General features: G+C 71.1%; 21 protein-coding genes. 20 read left to right on the forward strand and 1 reads right to left on the reverse strand.

The window, feature by feature from the left end; translation table 11 throughout:
• Positions 1–52: 52 nt before the first annotated feature.
• From ACFY0T_RS15175 to ACFY0T_RS15185, 3 genes are all read left to right on the forward strand, one after another.
• The gene (locus ACFY0T_RS15175; RefSeq protein ID WP_388869463.1) at positions 53–586 is read left to right on the forward strand and encodes a PadR family transcriptional regulator; all 534 of its coding nucleotides are present in this window, start codon (positions 53–55) and stop codon (positions 584–586) included.
• Positions 583–1,323: an ABC transporter ATP-binding protein gene (locus ACFY0T_RS15180; protein WP_388869466.1), complete on the forward strand. Its 741-nt coding sequence runs from the start codon at positions 583–585 to the stop codon at positions 1,321–1,323. The genes ACFY0T_RS15175 and ACFY0T_RS15180 overlap by 4 nt, the downstream gene beginning before the upstream one ends.
• 439 nt (positions 1,324–1,762) lie before the next feature.
• On the forward strand, positions 1,763–3,103 hold the full coding sequence (locus tag ACFY0T_RS15185; RefSeq protein WP_388869469.1) for an FtsX-like permease family protein: 1,341 nt from the start codon (positions 1,763–1,765) through the stop codon (positions 3,101–3,103).
• Between the two features lie 111 nt (positions 3,104–3,214).
• Here the strand turns inward: ACFY0T_RS15185 and ACFY0T_RS15190 are convergent, their stop codons facing one another.
• Positions 3,215–3,751 (reverse strand): HNH endonuclease, encoded by a 537-nt coding sequence (locus ACFY0T_RS15190; protein WP_028802683.1) that lies wholly within the window; start codon positions 3,749–3,751, stop codon positions 3,215–3,217.
• Positions 3,752–4,024: 273 nt separating this feature from the next.
• On the opposite strand from ACFY0T_RS15190, the gene ACFY0T_RS15195 reads away from it, so the two are divergent.
• The 17 genes from ACFY0T_RS15195 to ACFY0T_RS15275 all read left to right on the forward strand — a co-directional run bounded on the left by ACFY0T_RS15195 (position 4,025) and on the right by ACFY0T_RS15275 (position 23,751).
• On the forward strand, positions 4,025–5,122 hold the full coding sequence (locus tag ACFY0T_RS15195; RefSeq protein ID WP_388869472.1) for a mechanosensitive ion channel family protein: 1,098 nt from the start codon (positions 4,025–4,027) through the stop codon (positions 5,120–5,122).
• Positions 5,123–5,344: 222 nt separating this feature from the next.
• Positions 5,345–5,572 carry a hypothetical protein gene (locus ACFY0T_RS15200; protein ID WP_388869475.1) on the forward strand — a complete coding sequence of 76 codons (228 nt, stop codon included), beginning with the start codon at positions 5,345–5,347 and terminating at the stop codon, positions 5,570–5,572.
• Positions 5,573–5,814: 242 nt separating this feature from the next.
• The gene (locus tag ACFY0T_RS15205) at positions 5,815–7,026 is read left to right on the forward strand and encodes an ROK family transcriptional regulator (RefSeq protein ID WP_388869478.1); all 1,212 of its coding nucleotides are present in this window, start codon (positions 5,815–5,817) and stop codon (positions 7,024–7,026) included.
• Positions 7,027–7,097: 71 nt separating this feature from the next.
• Positions 7,098–8,435 carry an ABC transporter substrate-binding protein gene (locus tag ACFY0T_RS15210; RefSeq protein WP_388869481.1) on the forward strand — a complete coding sequence of 446 codons (1,338 nt, stop codon included), beginning with the start codon at positions 7,098–7,100 and terminating at the stop codon, positions 8,433–8,435.
• A 3-nt stretch (positions 8,436–8,438) separates the two neighbouring features.
• Positions 8,439–9,407, forward strand: coding sequence for a carbohydrate ABC transporter permease (locus ACFY0T_RS15215; protein WP_388869485.1), 969 nt, complete (start codon positions 8,439–8,441; stop codon positions 9,405–9,407).
• A 2-nt stretch (positions 9,408–9,409) separates the two neighbouring features.
• A complete protein-coding gene (locus tag ACFY0T_RS15220) occupies positions 9,410–10,321 on the forward strand; it encodes a carbohydrate ABC transporter permease (protein WP_388869488.1) in 912 nt (303 codons plus the stop codon).
• Between the two features lie 6 nt (positions 10,322–10,327).
• Positions 10,328–11,593, forward strand: a complete 1,266-nt coding sequence (locus ACFY0T_RS15225) for a 6-phospho-beta-glucosidase (RefSeq protein WP_388869490.1) — start codon at positions 10,328–10,330, stop codon at positions 11,591–11,593.
• On the forward strand, positions 11,584–12,558 hold the full coding sequence (locus tag ACFY0T_RS15230) for an N-acetylglucosamine kinase (protein WP_388869493.1): 975 nt from the start codon (positions 11,584–11,586) through the stop codon (positions 12,556–12,558). The genes ACFY0T_RS15225 and ACFY0T_RS15230 overlap by 10 nt, the downstream gene beginning before the upstream one ends.
• 129 nt (positions 12,559–12,687) lie before the next feature.
• On the forward strand, positions 12,688–13,161 hold the full coding sequence (locus tag ACFY0T_RS15235; protein ID WP_388869496.1) for a DUF3995 domain-containing protein: 474 nt from the start codon (positions 12,688–12,690) through the stop codon (positions 13,159–13,161).
• A gap of 49 nt (positions 13,162–13,210) precedes the next feature.
• Positions 13,211–13,651 carry an RNA polymerase sigma factor gene (locus ACFY0T_RS15240; RefSeq protein ID WP_388870490.1) on the forward strand — a complete coding sequence of 147 codons (441 nt, stop codon included), beginning with the start codon at positions 13,211–13,213 and terminating at the stop codon, positions 13,649–13,651.
• Positions 13,648–14,115: a hypothetical protein gene (locus ACFY0T_RS15245; protein ID WP_388869499.1), complete on the forward strand. Its 468-nt coding sequence runs from the start codon at positions 13,648–13,650 to the stop codon at positions 14,113–14,115. Before ACFY0T_RS15240 ends, ACFY0T_RS15245 begins: the two co-directional genes overlap by 4 nt.
• A gap of 244 nt (positions 14,116–14,359) precedes the next feature.
• Positions 14,360–15,817 carry a hypothetical protein gene (locus tag ACFY0T_RS15250; protein WP_388869502.1) on the forward strand — a complete coding sequence of 486 codons (1,458 nt, stop codon included), beginning with the start codon at positions 14,360–14,362 and terminating at the stop codon, positions 15,815–15,817.
• Positions 15,818–15,831: 14 nt separating this feature from the next.
• Positions 15,832–16,848 (forward strand): glutamate ABC transporter substrate-binding protein, encoded by a 1,017-nt coding sequence (locus ACFY0T_RS15255; protein WP_388869504.1) that lies wholly within the window; start codon positions 15,832–15,834, stop codon positions 16,846–16,848.
• 78 nt (positions 16,849–16,926) lie between these two features.
• Positions 16,927–18,267: a hypothetical protein gene (locus ACFY0T_RS15260; protein ID WP_388869507.1), complete on the forward strand. Its 1,341-nt coding sequence runs from the start codon at positions 16,927–16,929 to the stop codon at positions 18,265–18,267.
• 12 nt (positions 18,268–18,279) lie between these two features.
• A complete protein-coding gene (locus ACFY0T_RS15265) occupies positions 18,280–20,850 on the forward strand; it encodes a tetratricopeptide repeat protein (RefSeq protein ID WP_388869510.1) in 2,571 nt (856 codons plus the stop codon).
• Positions 20,851–22,302: a PP2C family serine/threonine-protein phosphatase gene (locus ACFY0T_RS15270; protein ID WP_388869513.1), complete on the forward strand. Its 1,452-nt coding sequence runs from the start codon at positions 20,851–20,853 to the stop codon at positions 22,300–22,302. It abuts the gene before it with no gap.
• Between the two features lie 102 nt (positions 22,303–22,404).
• On the forward strand, positions 22,405–23,751 hold the full coding sequence (locus ACFY0T_RS15275; RefSeq protein ID WP_388869516.1) for a VWA domain-containing protein: 1,347 nt from the start codon (positions 22,405–22,407) through the stop codon (positions 23,749–23,751).
• The last annotated feature ends 45 nt before the right edge of the window (positions 23,752–23,796 follow it).

Raw genomic sequence — 23,796 nt, forward strand, 5'->3', positions numbered from 1 at the left:
TTTCGGGGATCACTATTCACTCGCTACATATATCGAGTGCATAATGATCGACATGAGCACCCGTCACATCCTGTTGGGGCTGCTCGCCGGAGGCCCCAGCCATGGGTACGACCTCAAGCGACGGCACGACGAACGCTTCCCGCAGGCCCGTCCGTTGGCCTACGGGCAGGTCTACACGACCTTGCAGCGCCTGGTCCGCGACGGTCTCGCCGAGGTCGACGGCACCGACTCCGACGGTGGTCCGGAGCGGACGCTGTACCGCTCGACCGACGACGGATCACGTGAACTGGCCCAGTGGGCCGGGGAGATCACCCCGCCCGCGCCCTTCGTGACGAACGAGATCTTCGCCAAGGTCGTCGTCTCGATCCTCGCCTCGGCGGACCCGGCCGGCTATCTGCGGGCGCAGCGCGCCGCGCACATGGCACGGATGCGTGAGCTCACGGCGGTGAAGACGGCGCCCGGCGCCGATCTCGCGACCGTGCTCTCGGCCGACTACGCCCTCAACCACCTCGACGCCGATCTCCGCTGGATGAACACCACGGCGGCCCGGCTCACCACCCTGACCGCGGAGGTCGACGCAGCATGAGCAATCCACCACTTCTGGCGGCCCGGGACCTCGTCAAGGCGCACGGCTCCACCCTGGCGCTGCGCGGTGCCTCGGTGGACCTGCGCGCGGGCGAGATCCTGGCCGTCACCGGGGCGAGCGGCAGCGGCAAGTCCACGCTGCTGCACTGCCTGGCGGGCATCGTCCGGCCCGACGAGGGCACGGTGGAGTACGCGGGTGAGCGCCTCGACCGGTTCCCCGAGAAGCGGCTCAGCGAGCTGCGGCGTACCGACTTCGGGGTGGTGTTCCAGTTCGGGCAGCTGATCCCCGAGCTGACCGCCGTCGACAACGTGGCGCTGCCGCTGCTGCTCGCGGGCACCTCGCGCATGGCGGCGCGGGAGCGGGCCGGTGAGTGGCTGGAGCGGTTCGGCGTACGGGGGCAGGAGGCGCTGCGGCCCGGCGAGATGAGCGGCGGCCAGGCCCAGCGGGTCTCGCTCGCGCGGGCGCTCGTGACCGGCCCGAAGGTCGTCTTCGCGGACGAGCCGACCGGCGCGCTCGACTCCCTCGCCGGGGAGCAGGTGATGACCGCGCTGATCCACACGGCTCGCGAGTCCGGCACGGCGGTCCTGCTGATCACGCATGACGCCCAGGTGGCGGCGTACGCGGACCGCGAGGTGTCACTGCGGGACGGGTTGGTGACCGGGGAGGCCACCTCGGCCCCGAGCACCGAGGCCCCGTTCGGCTCCACCACCGAGACCTCCACGGAGACGGCCCGATGACCACCGCACCCGTATCCGTCCGATCGCTGGCCCCCGAGGGCCGCACGGCCCCGCCCCAGCAGTCGCCACCGGCCGCCCTCACTCGCCGCGACACCCAGGAGACGGCCCGATGACCACCACCCCGCCACCCGCCGCACTCCTGCCCCACAACACCCCGGCCCGACCCCAGCTCCCCCCGTCGGCCACCCTCACCCACCGCGACACCCAGGAAACGGCCCGATGACCACCACCCCGGCACCCACCGCACTCCTGCCCCACAACACCCCGGCCCGACCCCAGCTCCCCCCGTCGGCCACCCTCACCCGCCGCGACACCCAGGAGACGGCCCGATGACCATCACCCCGGCACCCGCCGCACTCCTGCCCCACGACACCCCGGCCCGACCCCAGCTCTCCCCGTCGGCCGCCCTCGCCCGCCGTGACGCCCAGGAGGCCGACCGATGATCGCCGATCTCCGTCTCGCGTTGCTGCTCACCCGTGGTTCCGATCGGCGGGAGTGGTGGCGGGTCACGCTCACGGCGGTGGGTGCGGGGCTCGCCACGGGATTCGGGCTGGCCGCCGCGGCGGTCGCCTCCATGGACGGGCAGTACCACGTGTCCCTGGCCAACGGCCTGCTCGACCAGCCCGGCGAGCGCTCGGGCATCGTCCTCACGCTGCTGCTCCTGCTGGTCCCGGTGCTGGGCTTCCTCGGTCAGTGCGCCCGCATCGGCGCCGTACACCGCGACCGGCGGCTGGCCGGGCTGCGGCTCGCGGGGGCCTCCCCGGCCCAGGTGCGGCGGATCGCCGCGCTGGAGGCGGGGCTCGCCTGCCTCGCGGGTTCGGCGGTCGCGACCGTCTTCTCCGTCCTGTTCCTGCTGGGCCAGTGGCAGCATCCGCCGGCCGTGGTCTGGGCCGGGTTCGCGGTGATCGCGGTGGCCGTGCCCGTACTGGGCGCACTGGTGAGCACGCTCGCGCTGCGCCGCGTGGTCGCCTCGCCGCTGGGCTGGGTGCGCCGGGTGCGCCCGAGCGGCGGCCGGGGCCCGGGCGCCGCGTTCCTGGCGGCGGCGCTGGTGCTCCTCGTCACCGGGCTCGCCATGGCCCCGGGCAGCTTCGGCGGCTTCGGCACGGCCCCGCTGCTCGTCTTCACTGTGGTGATTCTCACTGGCATGGCCGCGGTGTGGGTGACGGGCGCCACCGCCCGGTTCACGGGCCGCGTTCTCGCGGACCGGACGGAGAACCCGGCGACCCTGATCGCGGCGGAACGCCTGCGCGAGGACCCGTGGGCGGCCGCCCGCACCCACGCCGCCGTCCTCCTGGTGACGGTCGTGGGGACGGGCTTCATGGGCGTACGACAGGTCCTGCTCGACGACCTGAACGGGCGCGAGCGCCATACGCTCGCGGAGGACATGTCCTTCTACACCACCGGCGTCAACCTGACCGGCGCCGCCATCCTGATCGCCCTGCTGATCACCCTCTCCGGCCTCGCCGTGGGCACCGCCGAGTCCCTGGCCACCCGGCGCCGGGGCCTGGCCGCGCAGGCCGCCGCCGGGGTGCCGCAGGCGGTGCTCGGCCGGGCGCTGCTCCTGGAGACGGCCCTGCCGCTGGCTCCCGCGGTCGCGCTGGCCGGCTTCGGCGGCATGGCGATCAGCGTCTGGTACGGGCAGCTCGCCGGCGACGGATCACTGCCGCTGCTGCCCGCGATCGTCCCCGTGATCATCTACGCGGCCTGTCTGCTGGCGGCGGCCACCTCGCTGCCGCTGCTGCGCCGCTCGGTGCACCCGGCGGAGCTGCGGTACGTCTGACGACCGCTGCGCGCGGGCATGGCCGGCTCCCCGGGAGGCACGGGGGTCCTCCTGGGGAGCCGGAGCGGGGGCGGCAGCCCGTGCTGCCGGGCAACACAAAGGCCCGGATCGTCAGGCGGAAATGCCGTCGATCCGGGCCATCGCGTCGTCCGCGCCGTACGGCTGCAGGTATGGCAGCCAGCGCGGGTCCCTATGCCCGGTTCCGATGATGCGCCAAGCGAGCCCCGTCGGCGGGGCGGGTTTGTGGCGCAGGCGCCAGCCGATCTCGACCAGGTGACGGTCGGCCTTGACGTGGTTGCAGCGGCGGCACGACGCCACCACGTTGTCCCAGACGTGCTGACCCCCGCGGCTGCGCGGGATGACGTGGTCGACGCTGGTTGCGACGCCACCGCAGTACATGCACCGGCCGCCGTCGCGGGCGAACAGAGCTCGCCTGGTCAGCGGAACGGGCCCCCGGTAGGGGACCCGCACGAACCTTTTCAGCCGGACCACGCTGGGTGCGGGGACAGTAACGGTCGCGCTGTGCATGAAGGCGCCGGATTCCTCGAGACAAACGGCTTTGTTCTCAAGGACGAGGACGAGCGCGCGGCGGAGCGGTACGACGCCGAGCGGCTCGTACGACGCATTGAGGACCAGGACATGCGGCACGGATGCCTCCTTGGGCGTCGGCGGCGCGTGGCTCGCGCCGGGACGATCTGTGGCCAGTGTCCCCTCTTGCCTGGTGGACGCGCCACCATGTCCCGGTAACGGGCTGGGAGTGTTTTCGACCACACCTTCTTCCTCCCCAGGTGAGCACAGTCTCTCCCTCGAACATCGCAACGATCCACACACGATGCCCCGTTAGTGTGGTGGTTCTGCCCGACCGGTGCCCCTCATGTGTCCCCTGCCGCGGGCAGACCGCTACGCCTGGAGGTACCTGCCGTGTCCCTGCCCGTCCTATTGGCCGCCGGTTCGACGCCGTCGCCGTCCCCCTCGACGTCGACCGACCCGACGGTCGCCACGCTTCAGGACGCCCAGGAAAGCGCGACCAACGCAGCCAGCTGGGTCGAGCAGAACTGGTCGACGTGGCTCAGCATCGGCCTGCGGGTCCTGCTGATCCTGGTGATCGCGGCGGTGCTGAGAGTCGCGGTCCGGCGGGCGATCACCAAGCTGATAGACCGCATGACCCGCACCGTCCAGGCGGTCGACGGCACGGCCCTCGGCGGCCTCCTGGTGAACGCCGAGCGGCGCCGCCAGCGCTCCCAGGCGATCGGCTCCGTCCTCCGCTCGGTCGCGTCCTTCCTGATCATGGGCACGGCCGCGCTGATGATCCTCGGCACCTTCGAGATCAACCTGGCCCCGCTGCTGGCCTCCGCGGGTGTGGCCGGTGTCGCCATCGGTTTCGGCGCGCGCAACCTGGTCACCGACTTCCTCTCCGGCGTCTTCATGATCCTCGAGGACCAGTACGGCGTCGGCGACACGATCGACGCGGGCGTCGCCTCCGGCGAGGTCATCGAGGTGGGCCTGCGCGTGACGAAGCTGCGCGGCGACAACGGCGAGATCTGGTACGTCCGCAACGGCGAGGTCAAGCGCATCGGCAACCTCTCCCAGGGCTGGGCCACGGCCGGCGTCGACGTCACGGTCCGCGCCTCGGAGGACCTGGACCACGTCCAGTCCGTCATCAGCGAGGTCGCCGAGGCCATCAGCAAGGAAGAGCCCTGGAACGAGCGTCTCTGGGGCCCGATCGAGATCCTGGGCCTGGACAGCGTCCTGCTCGACTCCATGGTCGTCCGGGTCTCCGCCAAGACGATGCCCGGCAAGGCCCTCTCCGTCGAACGCGAATTGCGCTGGCGCATCAAGCGCGCCTTCGACGCCGCGGACATCCGCATCGTCGGCGGCCCGGTGACGGAACCGGAGGAGGACCCGGCCCCCGACCCGACGGAGAACGTGGCGGCCCCGTCGGCCCAGGCGAACCCGGCGTCTCCGCAGGCCTTGGCGGCCGCGCCGATCACGTCGACGCCGTCGGGCGCTCCGAAGTAGCGGCCACGGCTTGTGCTTTGTACGAGGGAGGCGGCACCCGGGTGTTCCGGGTGCCGCCTCCCTCGTCTGTACGGGACCCCGACCGCCGGAACTGTTCAGCACACTCGTTCGAGTGAACGCGTACGGAATTCCCAGGTCGTGGGGCGGCGGGTGGCCCATCGTTCTGCCGGGGCACCCAGCGCGGGCCTAGCCTGGCATCAGCGTGACGAGGGAGAGCCATCGATGAGCGCCAAACCCATCATGGAGCCGGTCATGAGGCAGCAGGACCCCATCGATCTGCTGATCGCGATCGAGGAGGCGTCTCAGGCGCCGATTCGACCCGAGTACATCGAGGGGATGGCCATCGTTCCGCCGCAGCCGAACGACAAGCACAACCACTGCTACCAGTTCGCCGGGACGACCACGACCGGGGCCAAGGCGGCCGCGGGTGACTTCGTCGACGTGCAGTAGCAGCCGTGCAGTAGTCGCCATGCCGTAGACGTGCAGTAGTCGCCCGCCACACAGAGCACGCGCACCGCCCCCGCAGGTAACGAGTCTGTTGCCTCGGGGGCGGTTTCTCTTGACGCCCCCTCGGCCCCCGGCCTACGTTCCTCCCACCAAACAGGAAACTTTCCTAACAGTGATCATGGGATGGACTTTCGTTCCAGGTCACTGGGAAACTGGGCAGCTGAGAAAGGCAGGTGTCGACACACATGGCAGGATCCGCCGGCACGCCGGGCACTCCGCGCGTCCTGCGCGCCATGAACGACCGCGCCGCCCTCGACCTGCTTCTCGCGCACGGCCCGCTGTCACGGACCAGGATCGGGAAGCTCACCGGGCTGTCCAAGCCCACCGCCTCACAGCTCCTCGCCCGCCTGGAGGCGGCGGGCCTTGTGCTCGCCACCGGCACCAGCGAGGGCCGCCCGGGCCCCAACGCCCAGCTGTACGTGGTCAATCCGGGCGCCGGCTACGCGGCGGGCCTGGACGTCACCCCCGAGCGCATCCTCGCCGCCGTCGCCGACATCACCGGCCGGACGGTGGGCGAGTACGAGCTGCCCACCCCCGGACGCCGCCCCGCACAGCCCGTCGTACGCCAGGTCACCGACGCCCTCGACGGCGCGGTGAAGGCGGCCGGACTGGCCCGGGACGACGTCCGCCGCCTCGTCATCGGCACCCCCGGCGCCTTCGACCCCAGCACCGGCCGGCTGCGCTACGCCTCGCACCTGCCCGGCTGGCACTCCCCCAGCCTCCTCGACGAGCTCGCGACCGCACTGCCGATACCCGTCGAGTACGAGAACGACGTCAACCTCGTCGCCATCGCGGAGCAGCGGCTCGGCGCCGCCCAGGGCCACGAGGACTTCGTCCTCCTGTGGAACGAGGGCGGTCTCGGCGCCGCGCTCGTGCTCGGCGGACGGCTGCACCGCGGCTGGACCGGCGGCGCGGGCGAGGTCGGCTTCCTGCCGGTGCCGGGCGCGCCCCTGGTGCGCCAGGTGACCAAGGCCAACAGCGGCGGCTACCAGGAGCTCGCCGGCTCCCAGGCCATCCCCAAGCTGGCACGCGAGCTCGGCATCAAGGACATACCCACCGGTCCGTACGCCGAGGTCGCCGCAGCCCTCGTCGAGCGGGCCGCCGCCGTCGACGAGGGGCCGTACCTGCGGCTCCTGGAGACGTACGCGACCGGTCTCGCCACCGGTCTCGCCTCGCTGGTCTCCGTGCTCGACCCCGAGCTCGTCGTGCTCAGCGGCGCGTCGCTCACCGCGGGCGGCGAACCGCTGCGCGCCCTGGTCCAGGCCGAGTTGGAGGAGCTGGCCGCGTCCCGGCCGCGCCTCGTCGTCGGCGACGTCCACGAACACCCCGTGCTGCGCGGCGCGTTGGAAAGCGCCCTGGCGGCCACCCGCGACGAGGTCTTCGACACCTCCCGCTGAACCCCTCACCCCCTCAGCCCTTTCGCGCACACCACCACCCCTGCCCTACCCTGCCCTAGGGAGACCCCGTCATGCCCGGAATGTCCCGGAAAGCGGTCGCCGCGCTCGCCGCTTCCGCCTCGATAGCCCTCCTCGCCACCGCCTGTACCGGCCAGTCCGGCTCCGCCGCGAGCGACGACGCGTCCAAGGAACAGACGATCAACTTCTGGCACGCGTGGAGCGCGCCCAGCGAGGTCAAGGCCGTGAAGTCCCTGGTCGCGGGCTTCGAGAAGGCGCACCCCAACATCCACGTGAACATCGTCGGCAACATGACGGACGACAAGATCAACCAGGCGCTGCGCGCGGGCGGCGACAAGGCCCCCGACGTGGTCTCCTCCTTCACCACCAACAACGTGGGCAAGTTCTGCTCGTCGGGCGCCTTCGTCGATCTGAACCCCTTCTTCAAGAAGGCGGGCATCGACCCGGAGACGACCTTCCCGAAGGCGATGAACGAGTACACCCAGTTCGACGGCAACCGGTGCACTGTGCCGCTGCTCGGTGACGCGTACGGGCTCTACTACAACAAGAACGCGTTCGACAAGGCGGGCATCAAGAGCCCGCCGAAGACCTGGTCCGAATTCGAGGCCGACGCCAAGAAGTTGACCGTGGCCAAGGGCGACTCCTACTCGCAGCTCGGCTTCATGCCGAACTACCACGGCTGGGAGTCGACCACCGAGCACTACTTCGGGCAGTTCTCGCCGACGTACTTCGACAAGAACGGCAAGTCGAACATCGCCAAGGACCCCGCATTCCAGGCCGGTTTCACCCTCCAGAAGAAGCTCGTCGACGAACTCGGCGGCTACCAGAAGCTGGAGAAGTACCGCTCCAAGCTGGGTGACGAATGGGGTCCCAAGCACCCGTTCCACACCGGTCAGGTCGCCATGCAGCTGGACGGCGAATGGCGGCTCGGCATGGCCGAGGAAGCCAAGCCCGACTTCGAGATCGGCGTCGCCCCGCTGCCCGTACCCGACGATCAGGCCGACCAGTACGGCAAGGGCTACATCACCGGCACCATCGCGGGCATCGCCTCCACCAGCAAGAAGCAGAACGCGGCCTGGGAGCTGGTCAAATACATGACCACGAACACGGACGCGGTGGTCGGCTTCGCCAACGACATCCACAATGTCCCCTCGACGCTCGCCGCGCTGAAGTCCCCGAAGCTGAAGTACGACCCGCGCTTCAAGACGTTCCTGGACATCGCCTCGAACCCGAACTCGACGACGACTCCCGCGTCCATCAACGGCGGCACGTATCTCGTGACGATCCAGCAGTTCGGATACGACTACGAGAGCGGCAAGGCGAAGGATCTGAAGGCGGGTCTGGAAAGCACCGCCAAGCAGATCGACACGGACATCGCGCAGGCGAAGTAGCCCATGAGCACGATCACTTTGGCGTCGAAGCGCCGTCGGTCCGGCCTTGTGGCGAAGCGCAGAAAACAAGCACTGCGAACCCTCGCCTTCATGTCACCCTGGCTCATCGGCTTCGCGGTCTTCTTCGCGTACCCGCTGATCTCGACCGTCTATTTCTCGTTCATGCACTACGACGGCTTCAAACCGCCGACGTGGAGCGGAACGAAGAACTGGACCTACGTCTTCCAGAACTACCCCTTGTTCTGGCCCGCGTTGAAGAACACCCTGTGGCTCGTCCTCATCATGGTGAGCCTGCGGGTCGTCTTCGGACTCGGTGTCGGCCTGCTGATCACGAAGATCAAGACGGGTACGGGCGTCTTCCGCACCCTCTTCTACCTCCCCTACCTCGCCCCGCCGGTCGCGGCCACGATGGCCTTCGCGTTCCTCCTCAACCCCGGTACGGGCCCGGTCAATTCGATCCTGGAGAAGGTCGGCATCCCGGCGCCCGGCTGGTTCAACGACCCCACCTGGTCGAAGCCGGCCCTGACCCTGCTGGCCCTGTGGGGCATCGGCGACCTGATGGTCATCTTCATGGCCGCGCTGCTCGACGTACCGACCGAGCAGTACGAGGCTGCGGAGCTGGACGGCGCCTCCGCGTGGCAGCGGTTCCGCTATGTGACGCTGCCGAACATCTCGCCGATCGTGATGTTCGCCGTGGTCACCGGCGTGATCCAGACGATGCAGTACTACACCCAGCCACTGATCGCCGGAAAGGTCGCCTCGGGCGTCATCCAGGGCGCCGGTACGCAGTTCGAGCCCGGCTACCCCGACAAGTCGACGCTCACCCTGCCGCAGCTCGTCTACAACCTCGGCTTCCAGCGCTTCGACTACGGCTCCGCCTGTGTGGTCGCGCTCGTGCTGTTCGCCCTGTCCATGGTGTTCACCGCGTTCCTGATGCGGCGCCGGGGCGGTCTCATCCAGGCAGGTGACTGACCATGACGCAAGCGCCTCAGTTGTCTCACGTCCTCGACAAGCCCGTGGAGTTGAGGGCTCCCGTGTCGCCCGCCGAGCGCACCGCCCGCCGCAAGGCCCTGCTGGAGTGGGTCGCGGTCCACGCGCTCGGCGTCGCCGCCGCCCTCTTCTTCGTGCTCCCGTTCGTGTTCGTGTTCCTGACCTCGCTGATGAGCGACACCCAGGCGCTCAGCCGCGATCTGATCCCGCACACGTGGGAGTGGGGCAATTACCGGAAGGTCTTCGACACACCGGGCTTCCTGACCTGGTGGAAGAACACCCTGCTGTACGCCGGTGCGGGCACCGTCCTCACCGTCGTGTCGTCGATCCCCGTCGCCTACGCGCTCGCCAAGTTCCGCTTCCGCGGCCGGAATCTGTCGCTGATGCTGGTCATCTCGATGATGATGCTGCCGCCGCAGGTGGTCATCATCCCGATGTACCTGTTCTGGGCGAAGCAGCTGGATCTGTCGGGAACCCTCTGGCCGCTGATCATCCCGATGGCCTTCGGGGACGCCTTCTCCATCTTCCTGCTGCGCCAGTTCCTGATGACCATCCCGAACGAGTACCTGGACGCGGCCAAGGTGGACGGCTGCGGAGACCTCAGGACGCTCCTGAAGGTCGTCCTCCCGATGGCGAAGCCGGGCATCGCCGCGGTCGCGCTCTTCCAGTTCTTCTACGCCTGGAACGACTACTTCGGGCCCCAGATCTACGCGTCGGAGAACCCCGGCGCCTGGACCCTCTCCTACGGCCTGGAGTCGTTCAAGGGCGCGCACCACACCGACTGGAATCTCACCATGGCCGCGACCGTGCTGGTCATGGCCCCCGTGATCCTCGTGTTCTTCTTCGCCCAGAAGGCGTTCGTCGAGGGCGTCACGCTCACCGGAGTGAAGGGTTAACCACGTATGAAACTCACCGTGGTCGGCGGAGGCTCGACCTACACCCCCGAACTCATCGACGGATTCGCCCGGCTCAGGGACACCCTCCCCATCGAGGAACTGGCCCTCGTCGACCCGGCCGCCGAACGCCTCGAGCTGGTGGGCGGCCTGGCCCGCCGTATCTTCGCCAAGCAGGGGCACGACGGCCGTATCGTCACCACCTCCGACCTGGACGCGGGCGTCGAGGGCGCCGACGCCGTCCTGCTGCAGCTGCGCGTCGGCGGCCAGGCGGCCCGCGCACAGGACGAGACCTGGCCGCTGGAGTGCGGCTGCGTCGGCCAGGAGACGACGGGCGCGGGCGGCCTGGCCAAGGCGCTGCGCACGGTGCCGGTCGTCCTGGACATCGCGGAACGCGTACGCCGTACCAGTCCGGACGCCTGGATCATCGACTTCACCAACCCGGTCGGGATCGTGACGCGCGCCCTGCTCCAGGCGGGCCACAAGACGGTCGGACTGTGCAATGTGGCCATCGGCTTCCAGCGGAAGTTCGCCGCACTGCTCGGCGTCGCACCCGCCGATGTGCACCTCGACCATGTGGGCCTCAACCACCTCACCTGGGAAACTGGTGTGCGCCTGGGTGGTCCCGAGGGCGAGAACGTCCTTCCGAAGCTCCTCGCCGAGCACGGCGACACCATCGCCGACGACCTGCGCCTGCCGCGCACGATCGTCGACCGGCTGGGCGTCGTCCCCTCGTACTACCTGCGGTACTACTACGCGCACGACGAGGTCGTACGGGAGCTGCGGACGAAGCCGTCCCGGGCCGCCGAAGTGGCGGAAATGGAACGGCAGTTGCTGGCGCTGTACGCCGACCCGGCGCTGGACGAGAAGCCGGAGCTGCTGGCCAAGCGGGGCGGCGCGTACTACTCGGAGGCGGCGGTGGACCTCGCGGCGTCGCTGCTGGGCGGAGGCGGAAGCCCCTACCAGGTGGTGAACACCTACAACAGGGGAACCCTCCCCTTCCTGCCGGACGACGCCGTGATCGAGGTGCAGGCCGCGATCGGCTCCAAAGGGCCCACGCCGCTGTCGGTGCCGTCCGTGGACCCGCTGTACGCGGGCCTGATGGCCAACGTGACGGCATACGAGGACCTGGCCCTGGAGGCGGCCCTGCGCGGCGGCCGTGACCGGGTCTTCCGGGCCCTCCTCTCCCATCCCCTGGTCGGTCAGTACGCGTACGCCGACGCCCTCACCGACCAGCTGATCGCGCACAACCGGGAGCACCTCGCGTGGGCCTGACCGCAAGCGTCCTCGCCATCGACGCGGGGAACAGCAAGACCGACGTCGCGGTCGTGGCGCCGGACGGGCGGGTGGTCGGCACGGCGCGCGGCGGCGGATTCCGGCCCCCGGCCGTGGGGGTCCAGGCGGCCGTGGACGCGGTCGCCGACGCGGTGCGGCGGGCCTTCGCCGAGGCGGGCGTCAGCTCGGTCGAGCACGTCTCGGCCTGTCTCGCCAACGCGGATCTCCCGGTCGAGGAGGAGCAGTTGGCGGCCGCGCTGCACGCGCGCGCGTGGGGCACCAGTGTGGAGGTGCGCAACGACACCTTCGCGATCCTGCGGGCCGGGATCGCCGAGCCGCGCGGAGTCGCCGTCGTCTGCGGCGCCGGGATCAACTGCGTCGGCATGCGGCCCGACGGCCGCACCGCCCGCTTCCCGGCGATCGGCCGTATCTCCGGGGACTGGGGCGGGGGTTGGGGCCTGGCGGAGGAGGCCCTGTGGCACGCGGCACGGGCGGAGGACGGCCGGGGCGGTCCCACGGCGCTGGCACGCACGCTGCCCGCGCACTTCGGCCTCGACTCCATGTACGCGCTCATCGAGGCACTGCACCTGGAGCGCATCGGCAACGCCCGTCGCCATGAGCTGACGCCCGTGCTGTTCGCCACGGCGGTGGACGGCGATCCGGTGGCCCGCGCGATCGTCGACCGGCTCGCGGACGAGGTGGTCGCGATGGCCGCGGTCGCCCTGACCCGCCTCGACCTCCTCGCCGAGGAGACCCCGGTCCTCCTCGGCGGCAGCATCCTCGCCGCCCGCCACCCCCAACTCGACGACCGCATCCACGAACTCCTCGCGGCCCGCGCCCCCAAGGCGGTCCCCCAAGTGGTCACCGCCAGCCCCGTCCTGGGCGCCGCTCTCCTGGGCCTGGACCACGTACGGGCCCCGGACAAGGTGCACGCGCGCGTGCGGGCGTTCTACGAGGAGGCCTGAGAAGTCCTACGAGGAGTCCGGACGGGCGGGCGGTCGGGATGTCCGCGCCGGAAATTCCCGCACATCCGTGGGAACGAATGGCCCGGACGCCTCCTCTGGTGGGTGTCGATGCCCATCTCAGGAGGCCCCATGTCCGACCGCACGGCCACGCGAGCCGCCGTACTCCTCGCCTCGGTGCTCACCGCCGACGCCCTGTTCCACCTCTACTGGGCGACCGGTTCCACCTGGCCCGCCGCCGACGAGAAGAGCCTGTCGTACGCGGTCCTGGGCACCGAGGCGCCGTTCGCCCCGCCCGTCGTCCTGCCGCTCGCCGCGCTCCTGCTGACGGCGAGCGGCATCGTCGTCGCCCAGTCCCGGCGCCCGCACCGCCTGCTCCGCCTCGGCACCCTCGCGGTGGCGGCCGGGCTGTCCCTGCGCACGCTGGCGGGCGTCTACTGGCTCTTCGCGCAGGACACCGGAACCGCCTTCTACTGGCTCAACCTCGGGCTCTACACGCCCTTGTGCGCGGTGCTGTGCGCGGCCGCGCTCAGGGTCGCCCGCCACCAGGGCACCGCTGTCCGCGCGGGCACCGCCCGTTGGGAAGATGCCGTACGTGTCCGATGAGGAAGCGGCCCGCCGGGTGCGCGCCGCGCAGCGCGGCGACACCCTCGCCATGGCCGAGCTGCTGGACGAACTGGCCCCCTACGTAGGCCGTATCTGCGGTCCCATCGCCTTGGACCAGGGGCCGGACGCCGCACAGGAGGCGCTGGTCGCGGTGTTCCGCTCGCTGCGCACCCTCAAGGACCCGGCCGCGCTGCGCGGCTGGGTCCGTGCCATCGCGGTGCGGGAGGCGGTCCGGCTGGCCGGGCGCGCCGCCCGCGCGGTGGCCGCCGATCTGAGCACCCTGCCCGCGCGCGGGGATCCGCAACTCGCCGCCGACATCAGGGATGTACTGGACCGGCTCTCCCCCGAGCACCGGGCGGTGCTCGTCCTGCGTGACGTGGAGGGCCTGGACGAGCGGGCCGCGGCCGAGCTGCTCGGCCTGCGCGTCGGCACCGTCAAGTCCCGGCTGCACCGGGCGCGCGACACCTTCCGGAAGGCGTGGACCTCATGACCGGACGTGACACGACCAGCGAGTGGCCCGTCGCCGGCCTCGACCCGGTGCGGCGGCTGCGCGTGCTCGCCGCCGGGGTCCGCGGCGCCCATGTCACCGAGGCCGTCGTGGCCGCCCCGTACGAGCGCGTATGGGCCCTGCTGGGCGACCTGGAGGGCGAGTTCGGACGCGTCGCGCCCGACATGCGGGGGCTGCGGGTGCTGCGGCGGGACGGTGCGCGCGTCGAGGCGCTGGCCCGCAGCAAGTACGGGATGCGGGCCCTGTTGCGCGGCGAGCAGCGGCCGGGCTGGTGCTGGCTGCAGAGCCGGTTCCTGCTGCTCGGCGTCGCCGCGGCGCCGGACGGTGACGGCACCCGGGTGGCGTTCACCGGAGGCGTGCGGGTGCCGGGGCGCGCGGCCCTGGTGCCGCTGGGCGTGCGGCGCGAGGGGGAGCGCAGTCTGCGGCGGCTGACCGGCCTGCTGTGAACGTTGCGCGACGAGCGGGAACCGAACAGATCCGGACGGCGTATTCATGGGAAGGGGGGTGGTGCGGGAGCCTTGCGCTGCGCCGGAATTCGACAAGTGCGCTGCGATCCGAACAAGATCCAGTCAAGGCCTGTGCGGATGTCAGTCCCGGCGGCGATACTTGCGCCCGTACGCCTTCGTCCGCTGTCCGTGCTTCCCGCGCACCGGACGGAGGTGAGCTACGGATGACCATGGGGGAGGTCAAGTGACATACCCGCCGAACGGCGGTGCGGCGCCACCGGGACAGGCCGGCGCGCCCACGATGCCGGCCGTGCCACCGCAGTCCGGGCCTCCGGTGCCGGCGTCCAAGTCCGCGCTGCCCGACGCGACGCCCCCACGCCGCACCGCGTGGGCGGAGGGCGTCGACCGCCTGCGCGAAGCCGCGACGACGGAACCGGGCCGGCTGCGCATCATCGGCGCTGTCCTCGCCCTCCTGGTCGTCGCGTTCGGCGCGGTCACCGCCTGGCAGATGACGGAGCGTTCGGCCGCCGCGGACGACGTGCTGCACAGCAGCCAGCCGCTGAGCGCGAGCGCGGCCGACATCTACCGCTCGCTCGCCGACGCGAACACGGCGGCCTCCAGCGGCTTCCTCGCCGGCGGCCAGGAGACGAAGGCCTCCCGCGACCGGTACGAGCTGGACATCAAGACCGCCGCCGCGAAGCTGATCACCGCCGCCAACAGCTCGGAGCCGGGCTCCCCCTCGGCGGAGACCATCTCCGAACTGAACAAGCTGCTGCCCGAGTACAAGGGCCTCATCGAGCGCGCCCGCGCCAACAACCGGCAGGGCTACCCGCTCGGCGGCGCCTATCTGCGGTACGCGAACGAGAAGATGCAGCAGCAGATGCTCCCGAAGGCCAAGCACCTCTACCAGCGGGAGAACCAGCGGCTGAGCGCCGACTACGCCGACGCGAAGCCCTACCCCTGGGCCGCCATCGGCCTCGGCGTGCTCGCCCTCGGCGGCCTCGTCTGGGCCCAGCGCCGCAACTACCGGCGGACGAACCGGGTGTTGAACCAGGGCATGGTCGCCGCCACCGCCGCCTCCACGGTGGTGCTGCTGTGGCTCGTCGTCGGGCACAGCGTCGCGCGCGCCGGACTCGACGAGTCGTACGACCACGGGGTCCGCTCTCTGAACGTGTTGCACGACGCCCGGATCGCTTCCCTGAACGCGCGGGGCAACGAGAACCTGACGCTGGTCAGCCGCGGCGCCGAGACCAAGAAGCTGGCCGACGGCAAGACGACCGTGGACGTCTTCGACTACGACTTCCAGCAGGACATGAAGACGCTCACCAAGGGCCTGACCCTGGCCGCCGACCTCGCCGACGACAAGGCCGGCGAGGCCCCCGTGCAGGCCGCCACCGGCAACATGAAGGTCTGGAAGTCCCGCCACCAGGAGGCCCGCGCGGCCGACGACGCGGGCGACTACCAGGGCGCTCTGAACAAGGTGATCGGCTCCAAGAACGACAAGCCGACCGGCGAGTGCTTCGACGGCGTCGACAAGAATCTGGCGCTCGCGCTCACCCACGAGGAGAGCGAGTTCAAGCAGGCGGCGGGTGACGGCCTGGACGCGATGACCGGCCTCCCGGTGGGCGCGGCCGTCCTCGCGGTGCTCGCCGCGGCGGGCGCCCTGCTCGGCATCGGGCGCAGGCTTTCGGAGTACCGGTGAGAGGGGGAGCGGCGATGACGGCACGACGCCTGAGGGCAAGCCTGAAGGGCTGGGGCGGCGTGGGCGCGATGGCCGTCGCCTGCGCCCTCGCCGTGGTCTTCGCGCTGCTGCTGCCGCTGAGCAGCACGCGCGGGGACGGCAGCACGGGAATCGGCAGCCAGGGGGTCGCCCAGGGCACCCAGGCGCGGGACGACGCGTGCACCGATCCGCAGGACCAGAGCCTCTCCCCGTCCAGTGACGAGAGCGGCACGACGATCACGGCCATCAAGAAGCGCGGCTATCTGTCGGTCGGCGTCGACCAGAACAGCTACCGCTGGGGCTATCGCGACCCGAACAGCACCAAGAAGAGCAGCGACCTGGAGGGCTTCGACATCGATCTCGCGCACGAGATCGCGAAGGACATCCTCGGCGACCCGGACGCCGTCCGGTTCCACGCCATCCCCACCATCCAGCGCATCCCGGCGATCAAGAGCGGCCAGGTCGACATGGTGGTCCGCACCATGACGATCAACTGCGAGCGCCTCAAGGACGTCGCCTTCTCCGCCCCCTACTTCCTCACCGGCCAGCAGGTTCTGGCCCCGAAGGCCTCGGACATCAAGGGGTACGACAAGACGCTGGCGAACAAGCGGATCTGCTCGGCGGACGGGTCCACCGCGTACGACAAGCTGAAGGCGGACCAGGACCACGGCAAGCTCGCCTCCACCGCCGACATCAAGGACACCGTCCCCAACCAGCTCGACTGCCTGGTGCGGCTGCAGCTCGGCGAGACGGACGCCGTCGTGACCGACGGCGCGCTCGCCGCGAGCCAGGCCGCGCAGGACCCGACGGTGGAGCTCAAGGGCGACCGCTTCACGACCGAGTACTACGGAGTGGCGATGAAGAAGGACGCCTACGATCTGGTACGCCGGGTCAACCAGGTCCTCGTGGACTACCGCAAGAGCGGCTGGCGCACGTCGTACGACAAGTGGCTGTCCCCGACCCTGGGCGCGGACTCCGAGTCGGCGAACCCGCCCGCGGCGAAGTACAAGTAACCGACCCGATACGACTGGAGAGTTACCCGGGCGCACCGGATCGGCGCGCAGGGAACGACAGAGAGCGAGAGGTGATCGATGGGCGTCACGGGACCCTCCGGGCCGGTGATGGACCGGGACGAGGTGGACCGTGCGCTGGCGCGGCTCGGCGCGGAGCACGAGGCCATCGAGACCTCGCTCCTCGCCCTGCAGGACCACGCGGGCCGCAGACTCCTGGAAGGCGCCGAGCTCACCGGCACGACCAAGGAGCGCTGGACGTCCACCGAGGCGTCGATCACCTTGCTGTGGGCGTACTTCGACGCGTACACGGACGCGCTGCGCTCCGCGCGTGACATCCGCTCCCGCAGACGCTGGTCGAGCCGTGACGACCTGGTGGAGCTGACCGAGCTGCTGCGCGGCGAGGGCATCACGGTCGCCGGCAGCGCCACCGCCACGGCGAACGCGCCGACGCTCGCCGGCACCGGCAAGCTCAGCGAACAGTTCTCGCTCGCCGCGCTGGTGGAGCGGATGAACGAGCTGTACGCGTCCTCGCTCGACATGGTCGTCACCGCGGACGCCGTGTGGTCCGCGCTGCCCGCCCGGATCGATTTACTGGCCGCGGAGCTCCAGCGCACCCGCCAACTCGCGCACTCCGTGGGCGTCCGCCCCGGCGAGCACCCGGCGGGCGACGACCTGGAGCGGATCACCCGCACGCTCACCACGCTGCGCGAGCGCGTGGTGTCCGACCCGCTGGCCTTCTGGGTGCCCGCGCAGGGCAGTTCGGCGCCCGGCGGCGGACGCCCGGACACGACGACGTACGACCGCGAGGCACGCGCCCTGGAGGAGGTGCGCCGGGAGATCGACGCGGTGCTCACCGTCCGCCAGGACGCGGAGGCGCGGCTGGTGAAGCTGCGGGACATACTCAGCCGCGCGGACCGCACGCTCGCCGAGGCGCGCAGCGCCCGCGGTGAGGTGCTCGCGAAGATCGCCGCATCGGAGGTGCCGGCCGTCAGCGGTCCGCCGACCGCGCTGCAGGAGCAGCTGGCGACGGCCGCCGAGTACCGCAGACACGCCCAGTGGCACCGCCTCTCCCCGCTCCTGGAGTCGCTGGAGGAGAAGGCGGAGGACGAACTCCTGCGCGCCCGCGAGTCGTTGACCGCGGTCACCGCGCCGCTGGCGGTCCGCGCGGAGCTGCGCGGCCGCCTCGACGCGTACAAGGCGAAGGTCGCCCGGCACGGCCTCGCGGAGGACCCGTTCCTCGTCGAGCGCTACGACGCGGCCCGCCGCATGCTGTGGAGCGCGCCCTGCGATCTGCGGGTCGCGGAGGAGGCGGTGCTGCGCTATCAGCGGGCGGTGGCCGACCTGTTGAGCCCACGGGTGCCTGAACAGAGCGGGCCGAACGACCGTGTTGACCGGAGGGGGCCAACGCGTGAGCGTTAAGGGGGATGCAGCGTGAGTCAGCAGGCTGTGAGCGAACAGCAGAAGTGCCAGCGGCCCGGTTGCTCCGGGTCGTACGAGGACGTGGGCGGCGGCGAGCTGTACTGCGACACATGCGGTCTGGCCCCGGTCGTCTCGGCGAAGGGCATGGTGGGCTCGCCCCCGACCGGGATCACGGGCGGCGGCAAGAGTTCCCGCGGCTCCAACAGCAGTAGCGCACGCAGCAGTTCGCGGGCGAGTTCCCGCAGTTCGTCGCGCTCCTCGCAGTCGCGGCGCTCGGTCTCCGGGCGGCTGTCGCGCTCGCTGTCGGGCGCGTCGACGGGCCGCTCGGTGTCGGTCCGCAGCTCCGGTTCGACCGCGGGGTCCTCCGGGCGCGGCCGGCTCGGTGTCGGTCTGGTCGAGGTCCCGGACGTGCCGCGGCCCGACCCGCGCGTGATGGTGCTGGAGAACCCGGAGGTCCCGGAGCGGAAGCGATTCTGCTCGCGCTCCGACTGCGGGGCGCCGGTGGGGCGTTCGCGCGGTGAGCGGGCCGGGCGCACCGAGGGGTTCTGCACCAAGTGCGGCCACCCGTATTCGTTCGTGCCCAAGCTGAACACGGGCGACATCGTGCACGGCCAGTACGAGGTCGTGGGCTGTCTCGCGCACGGCGGCCTCGGCTGGGTCTACCTCGCCGTCGACCGCGCGGTCTCCGACCGCTGGGTGGTGCTCAAGGGCCTCCTCGACACCGGCGACCAGGACGCGATGGCGGCGGCGATCTCCGAGCGGCGCTTCCTCGCCGAGATCGAGCACGCCAACATCGTGCGGATCTACAACTTCGTCGAGCACCTCGACCAGCGGACGGGTTCGCTGGACGGGTACATCGTCATGGAGTACGTCGGCGGAAAGTCGCTGAAGGAGATCGCCAACGGGCGTCGCACGGCGGACGGCAAGCGGGACCCGCTGCCCGTGGAGCAGGCCTGCGCGTACGGCATCGAGGCCCTTGAGGCCCTCGGGCACCTGCACAGCCGCAACCTCCTGTACTGCGACTTCAAGGTCGACAACGCGATCCAGACCGAGGACCAGCTCAAGCTCATCGACATGGGCGCCGTGCGCAGGATGGACGACGACGAGTCGGCCATCTACGGCACGGTGGGCTACCAGGCGCCGGAGGTGGCGGAGGTAGGCCCGTCGGTGGCCTCGGACCTCTACACGGTCGCCCGTACGCTCGCGGTCCTGACCTTCGACTTCCAGGGCTACACGAACGTCTTCGTGGACTCCCTGCCCGACCCGGACAACATCGAGGTCTTCCGCCAGTACGAGTCCTTCTACCGGCTCCTCGTCCGCGCCACCGACCCCGACCCGGCCCGTCGCTTCGCCTCCGCGCAGGAGATGGCCGAGCAGCTGACGGGTGTGCTGAGGGAGGTCGTGTCCCTCCAGACGGGCCGGGCGCGCCCGGCCCTGTCCACCCTGTTCGGGCCCGAGCTCAAGGTCACGGACACGGAGTTGTTCGGGAAGCTGGACAGCGACGTGTCGCGGCTGGGGGCTCGGGTGGTGCCGACGGGGCGCCGTCGCGGGGCACCGCCCGCGGGTAACGGGGCCGGGATGCTGCCCGGCGGAGCCGGGAGTGCGGGCGCCGGAGGCGCCGGGGTCCACGGCGGTCTGGTCAAGCCCGTTCAGGCCGCCGCCACCGCGCTCGCGCTGCCCATCCCCCGGGTGGACCCGGGCGACCCGAACGCCGGCTTCCTCGCGGGGCTCATGACCTCCGCGCCCGGGGAGCTGATCACGGCGCTGCACGCGGCGCCCACCGGCTCGCTGGAGCTGCGGCTGCGCGAGCTGCGCGCCCGCCTGGAGATGGGTGAGCTGAACAGCGCGGCCCGGGCGATCGAGGCCCTGGAGGCGGACCATCCCGACGACTGGCGGGTGGTCTGGTACCGGGGCGTCGCGGCGCTGGCGAGCGGGGAGTACGAGATCGCCGCGTTGTCCTTCGACGCGGTCTACGACGCCTTCCCCGGCGAGCCCGCGCCCAAGCTGGCCCTCGGCCTGTGCGCGGAGGTGCTCGGGCAGCTGGACAACGCGGCCGAGTACTACCGCCTGGTGTGGACGACCGACCCCAGCTATGTGAGCTCGGCGTTCGGCCTGGCCCGCGTGCAGCTCGCCGCCGGGGACCGCCGTGGCGCCGTACGCACGCTGGAGTCCGTACCGGAGGCGTCGATCCACTACACGGCGGCCCGGGTCGCGGCCGTACGGGCGCGGCTGCGGCAGCGGCTGGCCGAGGAGGCGGCGGCCGCGCCGTTCGTGGACGATCTGACGGCGGCGGCCGGACAGGTCGAGGCCCTTGACGGATACGGGCTCGACGCGGTCCGACGCGAGCAGTTGTCGACGGAAGTCCTTGGCTGTGCCCTGGACTGGGTACTCTCCGGTAGCCAGGGTTCCGCTCCGGCCTCCGGAGGTGGACGTGTGCTGCTCGGCAGCAAGCTGGACGAGCGCGGCCTCCGCTTCGGGCTCGAGCGCTCGTACCGGACGCTGGCCCGGCTCGCGCAGGGCGGCGAGGAGAGGATCGACCTGGTGGAACGTGCCAACCGTTACCGCCCCCGGACGTGGGTGTGATTGATGTCCCAGATGCCCCAGCCGACGGCCCTTTCGCGGTGCCCCAGTTGCGAGGAGCCACTGGAGGCGGGTGACCGTTTCTGCGGCGCGTGCGGGTACGACCTGTCGACGGTGCCCGCACCGCCGGCGGACAACCCGACGATCACCATGAACGGCACCGCACCGCGGCCCCCTTCGGCCGCCGCGTCCGTGGACTGGCCCCTCGCGCCGGAGGTGGACAGCTCCGACACGCCCGCCCCGGTGCACCGCGCCACGGACATCCAGGGCACGGACTCGGGCGGCTCCGAGCTCCCGCACCCGGAACCGGGATCCGCGGGCGCGCAGCCGTCCGGCGTACACCATCCGGGCGCGCAGCCGTCCGGCGTACAGCCCTCGGGCGCGGAGCCTTCCGGCGTACGGTTCGACCGGCCCTCGGAGCCCGACGAGTACCCGCTGGCTCCCCCGGCCGCCGAGCCCCCCGCCGAGCCCGCGGCCCCGCCCTCCGCCGAGCCTCTCGTCGATCCCCGCACCGCCGACCTCGCGACGCCCCAGGCGGGCACCAAGCTGTGCGTCGCCTGCCGCTCGGGCAATGTCGACAGCGACGGCTACTGCGAGAACTGCGGGCACGCGCAGCCGCGCGAACGCGACCACATGGAGCAGGAGTTGGGCGCGGTCGCCGCGGTCAGCGACCGCGGCCTGCGCCACCACCGCAATGAGGACGCGTTCGCGATCTCCTCGACCGCGCTGCCCGACGGCTCGCCCGCGGTCGTCGCGATCGTCTGCGACGGCGTCTCCTCGGCGACCCGCCCGGACGAGGCCTCGCTCGCCGCGTCCCGCGCGGCCAACGAGGCGCTCCTGGAGGCCCTGCCGCTGGGCACGCACCCGCAGCAGGCGATGCACGACGCGATCGTCGCCGCCGCGGAGGCCGTCAATGCGCTGGCCGACGCGTCCACCTCACAGGGTGAGCACGCGCCCCATGTGAACGCGCCCGCCTGCACCCTCGTCGGCTCCGTCGTCACCCCCGCCCTGCTGATCGTCGGCTGGGTCGGCGACAGCCGCGCCTACTGGGTGCCGGTCGACCGGAGTTCACTGCCGGCCCGGCTCACCGAGGACGACTCATGGGCCGCGCAGATGGTCGCGGCGGGCCTGATGAACGAGGCGGAGGCATACGCCGACGAGCGCGCCCACGCGATCACGGGCTGGCTCGGCGCGGACGCGTACGAACTGGAGCCGCACACCGCTTCCTTCAAGCCGGACCGGCCGGGTGTAGTGGTGGTGTGCACCGACGGGCTGTGGAACTACGCCGAGGCGGCCGAGGAGATGGCCGAGGTCGTGCCCCTCGACGCCGCCGAAAGGCCTCTGCACAGCGCCCAGGTCCTGGTCGGCCACGCCCTGGACGGCGGGGGCCACGACAACGTAACAGTGGCCGTCCTGCCGTTCCCTGCCCCGCCACAGGGGGCAGGATCGGCCTGAGGCCGCGAAAGAACGGGGACGGCCCGGGACCGGAGGGGACCGGTCCGCATACAGTCATCACCTCCGCCAACTACCGGAGGTCTTGAGGGGGACAGAGAAGGCATGGCCAATTTCTCGAAGTCGAACGTGCCGCAGTTCTCGGTCGACGTGTACCAGAACGAGTACCTGCCCGAGGGCGGCCGCGAGGTCAACGCGATCGTCACGGTGAGCGCGACCGGCGGCGGCACCATCGGAAGCGCCGTCGCCGCGCCGCACTTGTACACCGCCGGGCAGGGCCCGGACGCCGCCGTGGCGATCATGGTCGACTGCTCGGGCTCGATGGACTACCCGCCGACCAAGATGCGCAACGCCCGCGACGCGACGGCCGCCGCGATCGACACCCTGCGCGACGGTGTGCACTTCGCCGTCATCGGCGGCACGCACATCGCCAAGGAGGTCTACCCGGGCGGCGGACGGCTCGCGGTCGCCGATGCCCAGACCCGCGACCAGGCCAAGCAGGCCCTGCGCAAGCTGAGCGCGGGCGGCGGTACGGCGATCGGCACCTGGCTGCGCCTCGCCGACCGGCTGCTGTCCTCGGCGGACGTCTCGATCCGGCACGGCATCCTGCTCACCGACGGCCGCAACGAACACGAGTCACCGGAGGACCTCAAGGCCGCCCTCGACTCCTGTGCCGGGCGCTTCACGTGTGACGCGCGTGGAGTGGGCACCGACTGGGAGGTCAAGGAGGTCACCGGAATCGCCTCCGCGCTGCTCGGCACCGCCGACATCGTCGCCGACCCCGCCGCCCTGTCCGCCGACTTCACGCAGATGATGGAGACGGCCATGGGCAAGGAGGTCGCGGACGTCGCCCTCAGGCTGTGGACGCCGGTCGGCACGGAGATCAAGTTCGTCAAGCAAGTCGCCCCCACGGTCGAGGAGTTGACGGACCGTCGCACCGAGGCGGGCCCGCGCGCCGGGGACTACCCCACCGGCTCCTGGGGGGATGAGTCCCGCGACTACCACGTGTGCGTCGAGGTCCCCTCGGCCGGAATCGGCCAGGAGATGCTGGCCGCCCGTGTCTCGCTGGTGATTCCGCAGGGCGACGGCAGTGTGCAGAACCTCGGCGCGCAGGGTCTCGTACGGGCGGTGTGGACCGACGACATGGTGGCCTCGACCTCGATCAACCCCCAGGTCGCGCACTACACGGGTCAGGCGGAACTGGCACAAGTCATCCAACAGGGACTGGATCTGCGTAAATCGGGAGATGTCGACGGGGCAACGGCCAAGCTGGGACGTGCCGTTCAGCTCGCCAGCGCCTCCGGCAACGCCGATACTGCGAAACTGCTTGCGAAGGTGGTGGACGTGGTCGACGCCGCGGCAGGTACTGTGCGATTGAAGGCAAGGGTCGAAGAGGCCGACGAGATGACCCTGGAAACACGGTCCACAAAGACTGTTCGTGTAAAGAAGTAGCGAGCCCGGTTCCCGCGGGGAGCCGGAGAAACCCGGTCATAACGG

Source organism: Streptomyces sp. NPDC001530, assembly GCF_042894545.1.
Classification (GTDB): Bacteria; Actinomycetota; Actinomycetes; order Streptomycetales; family Streptomycetaceae; genus Streptomyces.

Coding starts and splice junctions, on each gene's coding strand:
- ACFY0T_RS15175 (WP_388869463.1), top strand. CDS start 53: ATGAGCACCCGTCACATCCTGTTGGGGCTGCTCGCCGGAGGCCCCAGC.
- ACFY0T_RS15180 (WP_388869466.1), top strand. CDS start 583: ATGAGCAATCCACCACTTCTGGCGGCCCGGGACCTCGTCAAGGCGCAC.
- ACFY0T_RS15185 (WP_388869469.1), top strand. CDS start 1,763: ATGATCGCCGATCTCCGTCTCGCGTTGCTGCTCACCCGTGGTTCCGAT.
- ACFY0T_RS15200 (WP_388869475.1), top strand. CDS start 5,345: ATGAGCGCCAAACCCATCATGGAGCCGGTCATGAGGCAGCAGGACCCC.
- ACFY0T_RS15205 (WP_388869478.1), top strand. CDS start 5,815: ATGGCAGGATCCGCCGGCACGCCGGGCACTCCGCGCGTCCTGCGCGCC.
- ACFY0T_RS15210 (WP_388869481.1), top strand. CDS start 7,098: ATGCCCGGAATGTCCCGGAAAGCGGTCGCCGCGCTCGCCGCTTCCGCC.
- ACFY0T_RS15215 (WP_388869485.1), top strand. CDS start 8,439: ATGAGCACGATCACTTTGGCGTCGAAGCGCCGTCGGTCCGGCCTTGTG.
- ACFY0T_RS15220 (WP_388869488.1), top strand. CDS start 9,410: ATGACGCAAGCGCCTCAGTTGTCTCACGTCCTCGACAAGCCCGTGGAG.
- ACFY0T_RS15225 (WP_388869490.1), top strand. CDS start 10,328: ATGAAACTCACCGTGGTCGGCGGAGGCTCGACCTACACCCCCGAACTC.
- ACFY0T_RS15235 (WP_388869496.1), top strand. CDS start 12,688: ATGTCCGACCGCACGGCCACGCGAGCCGCCGTACTCCTCGCCTCGGTG.
- ACFY0T_RS15240 (WP_388870490.1), top strand. CDS start 13,211: ATGGCCGAGCTGCTGGACGAACTGGCCCCCTACGTAGGCCGTATCTGC.
- ACFY0T_RS15245 (WP_388869499.1), top strand. CDS start 13,648: ATGACCGGACGTGACACGACCAGCGAGTGGCCCGTCGCCGGCCTCGAC.
- ACFY0T_RS15255 (WP_388869504.1), top strand. CDS start 15,832: ATGACGGCACGACGCCTGAGGGCAAGCCTGAAGGGCTGGGGCGGCGTG.
- ACFY0T_RS15260 (WP_388869507.1), top strand. CDS start 16,927: ATGGGCGTCACGGGACCCTCCGGGCCGGTGATGGACCGGGACGAGGTG.
- ACFY0T_RS15275 (WP_388869516.1), top strand. CDS start 22,405: ATGGCCAATTTCTCGAAGTCGAACGTGCCGCAGTTCTCGGTCGACGTG.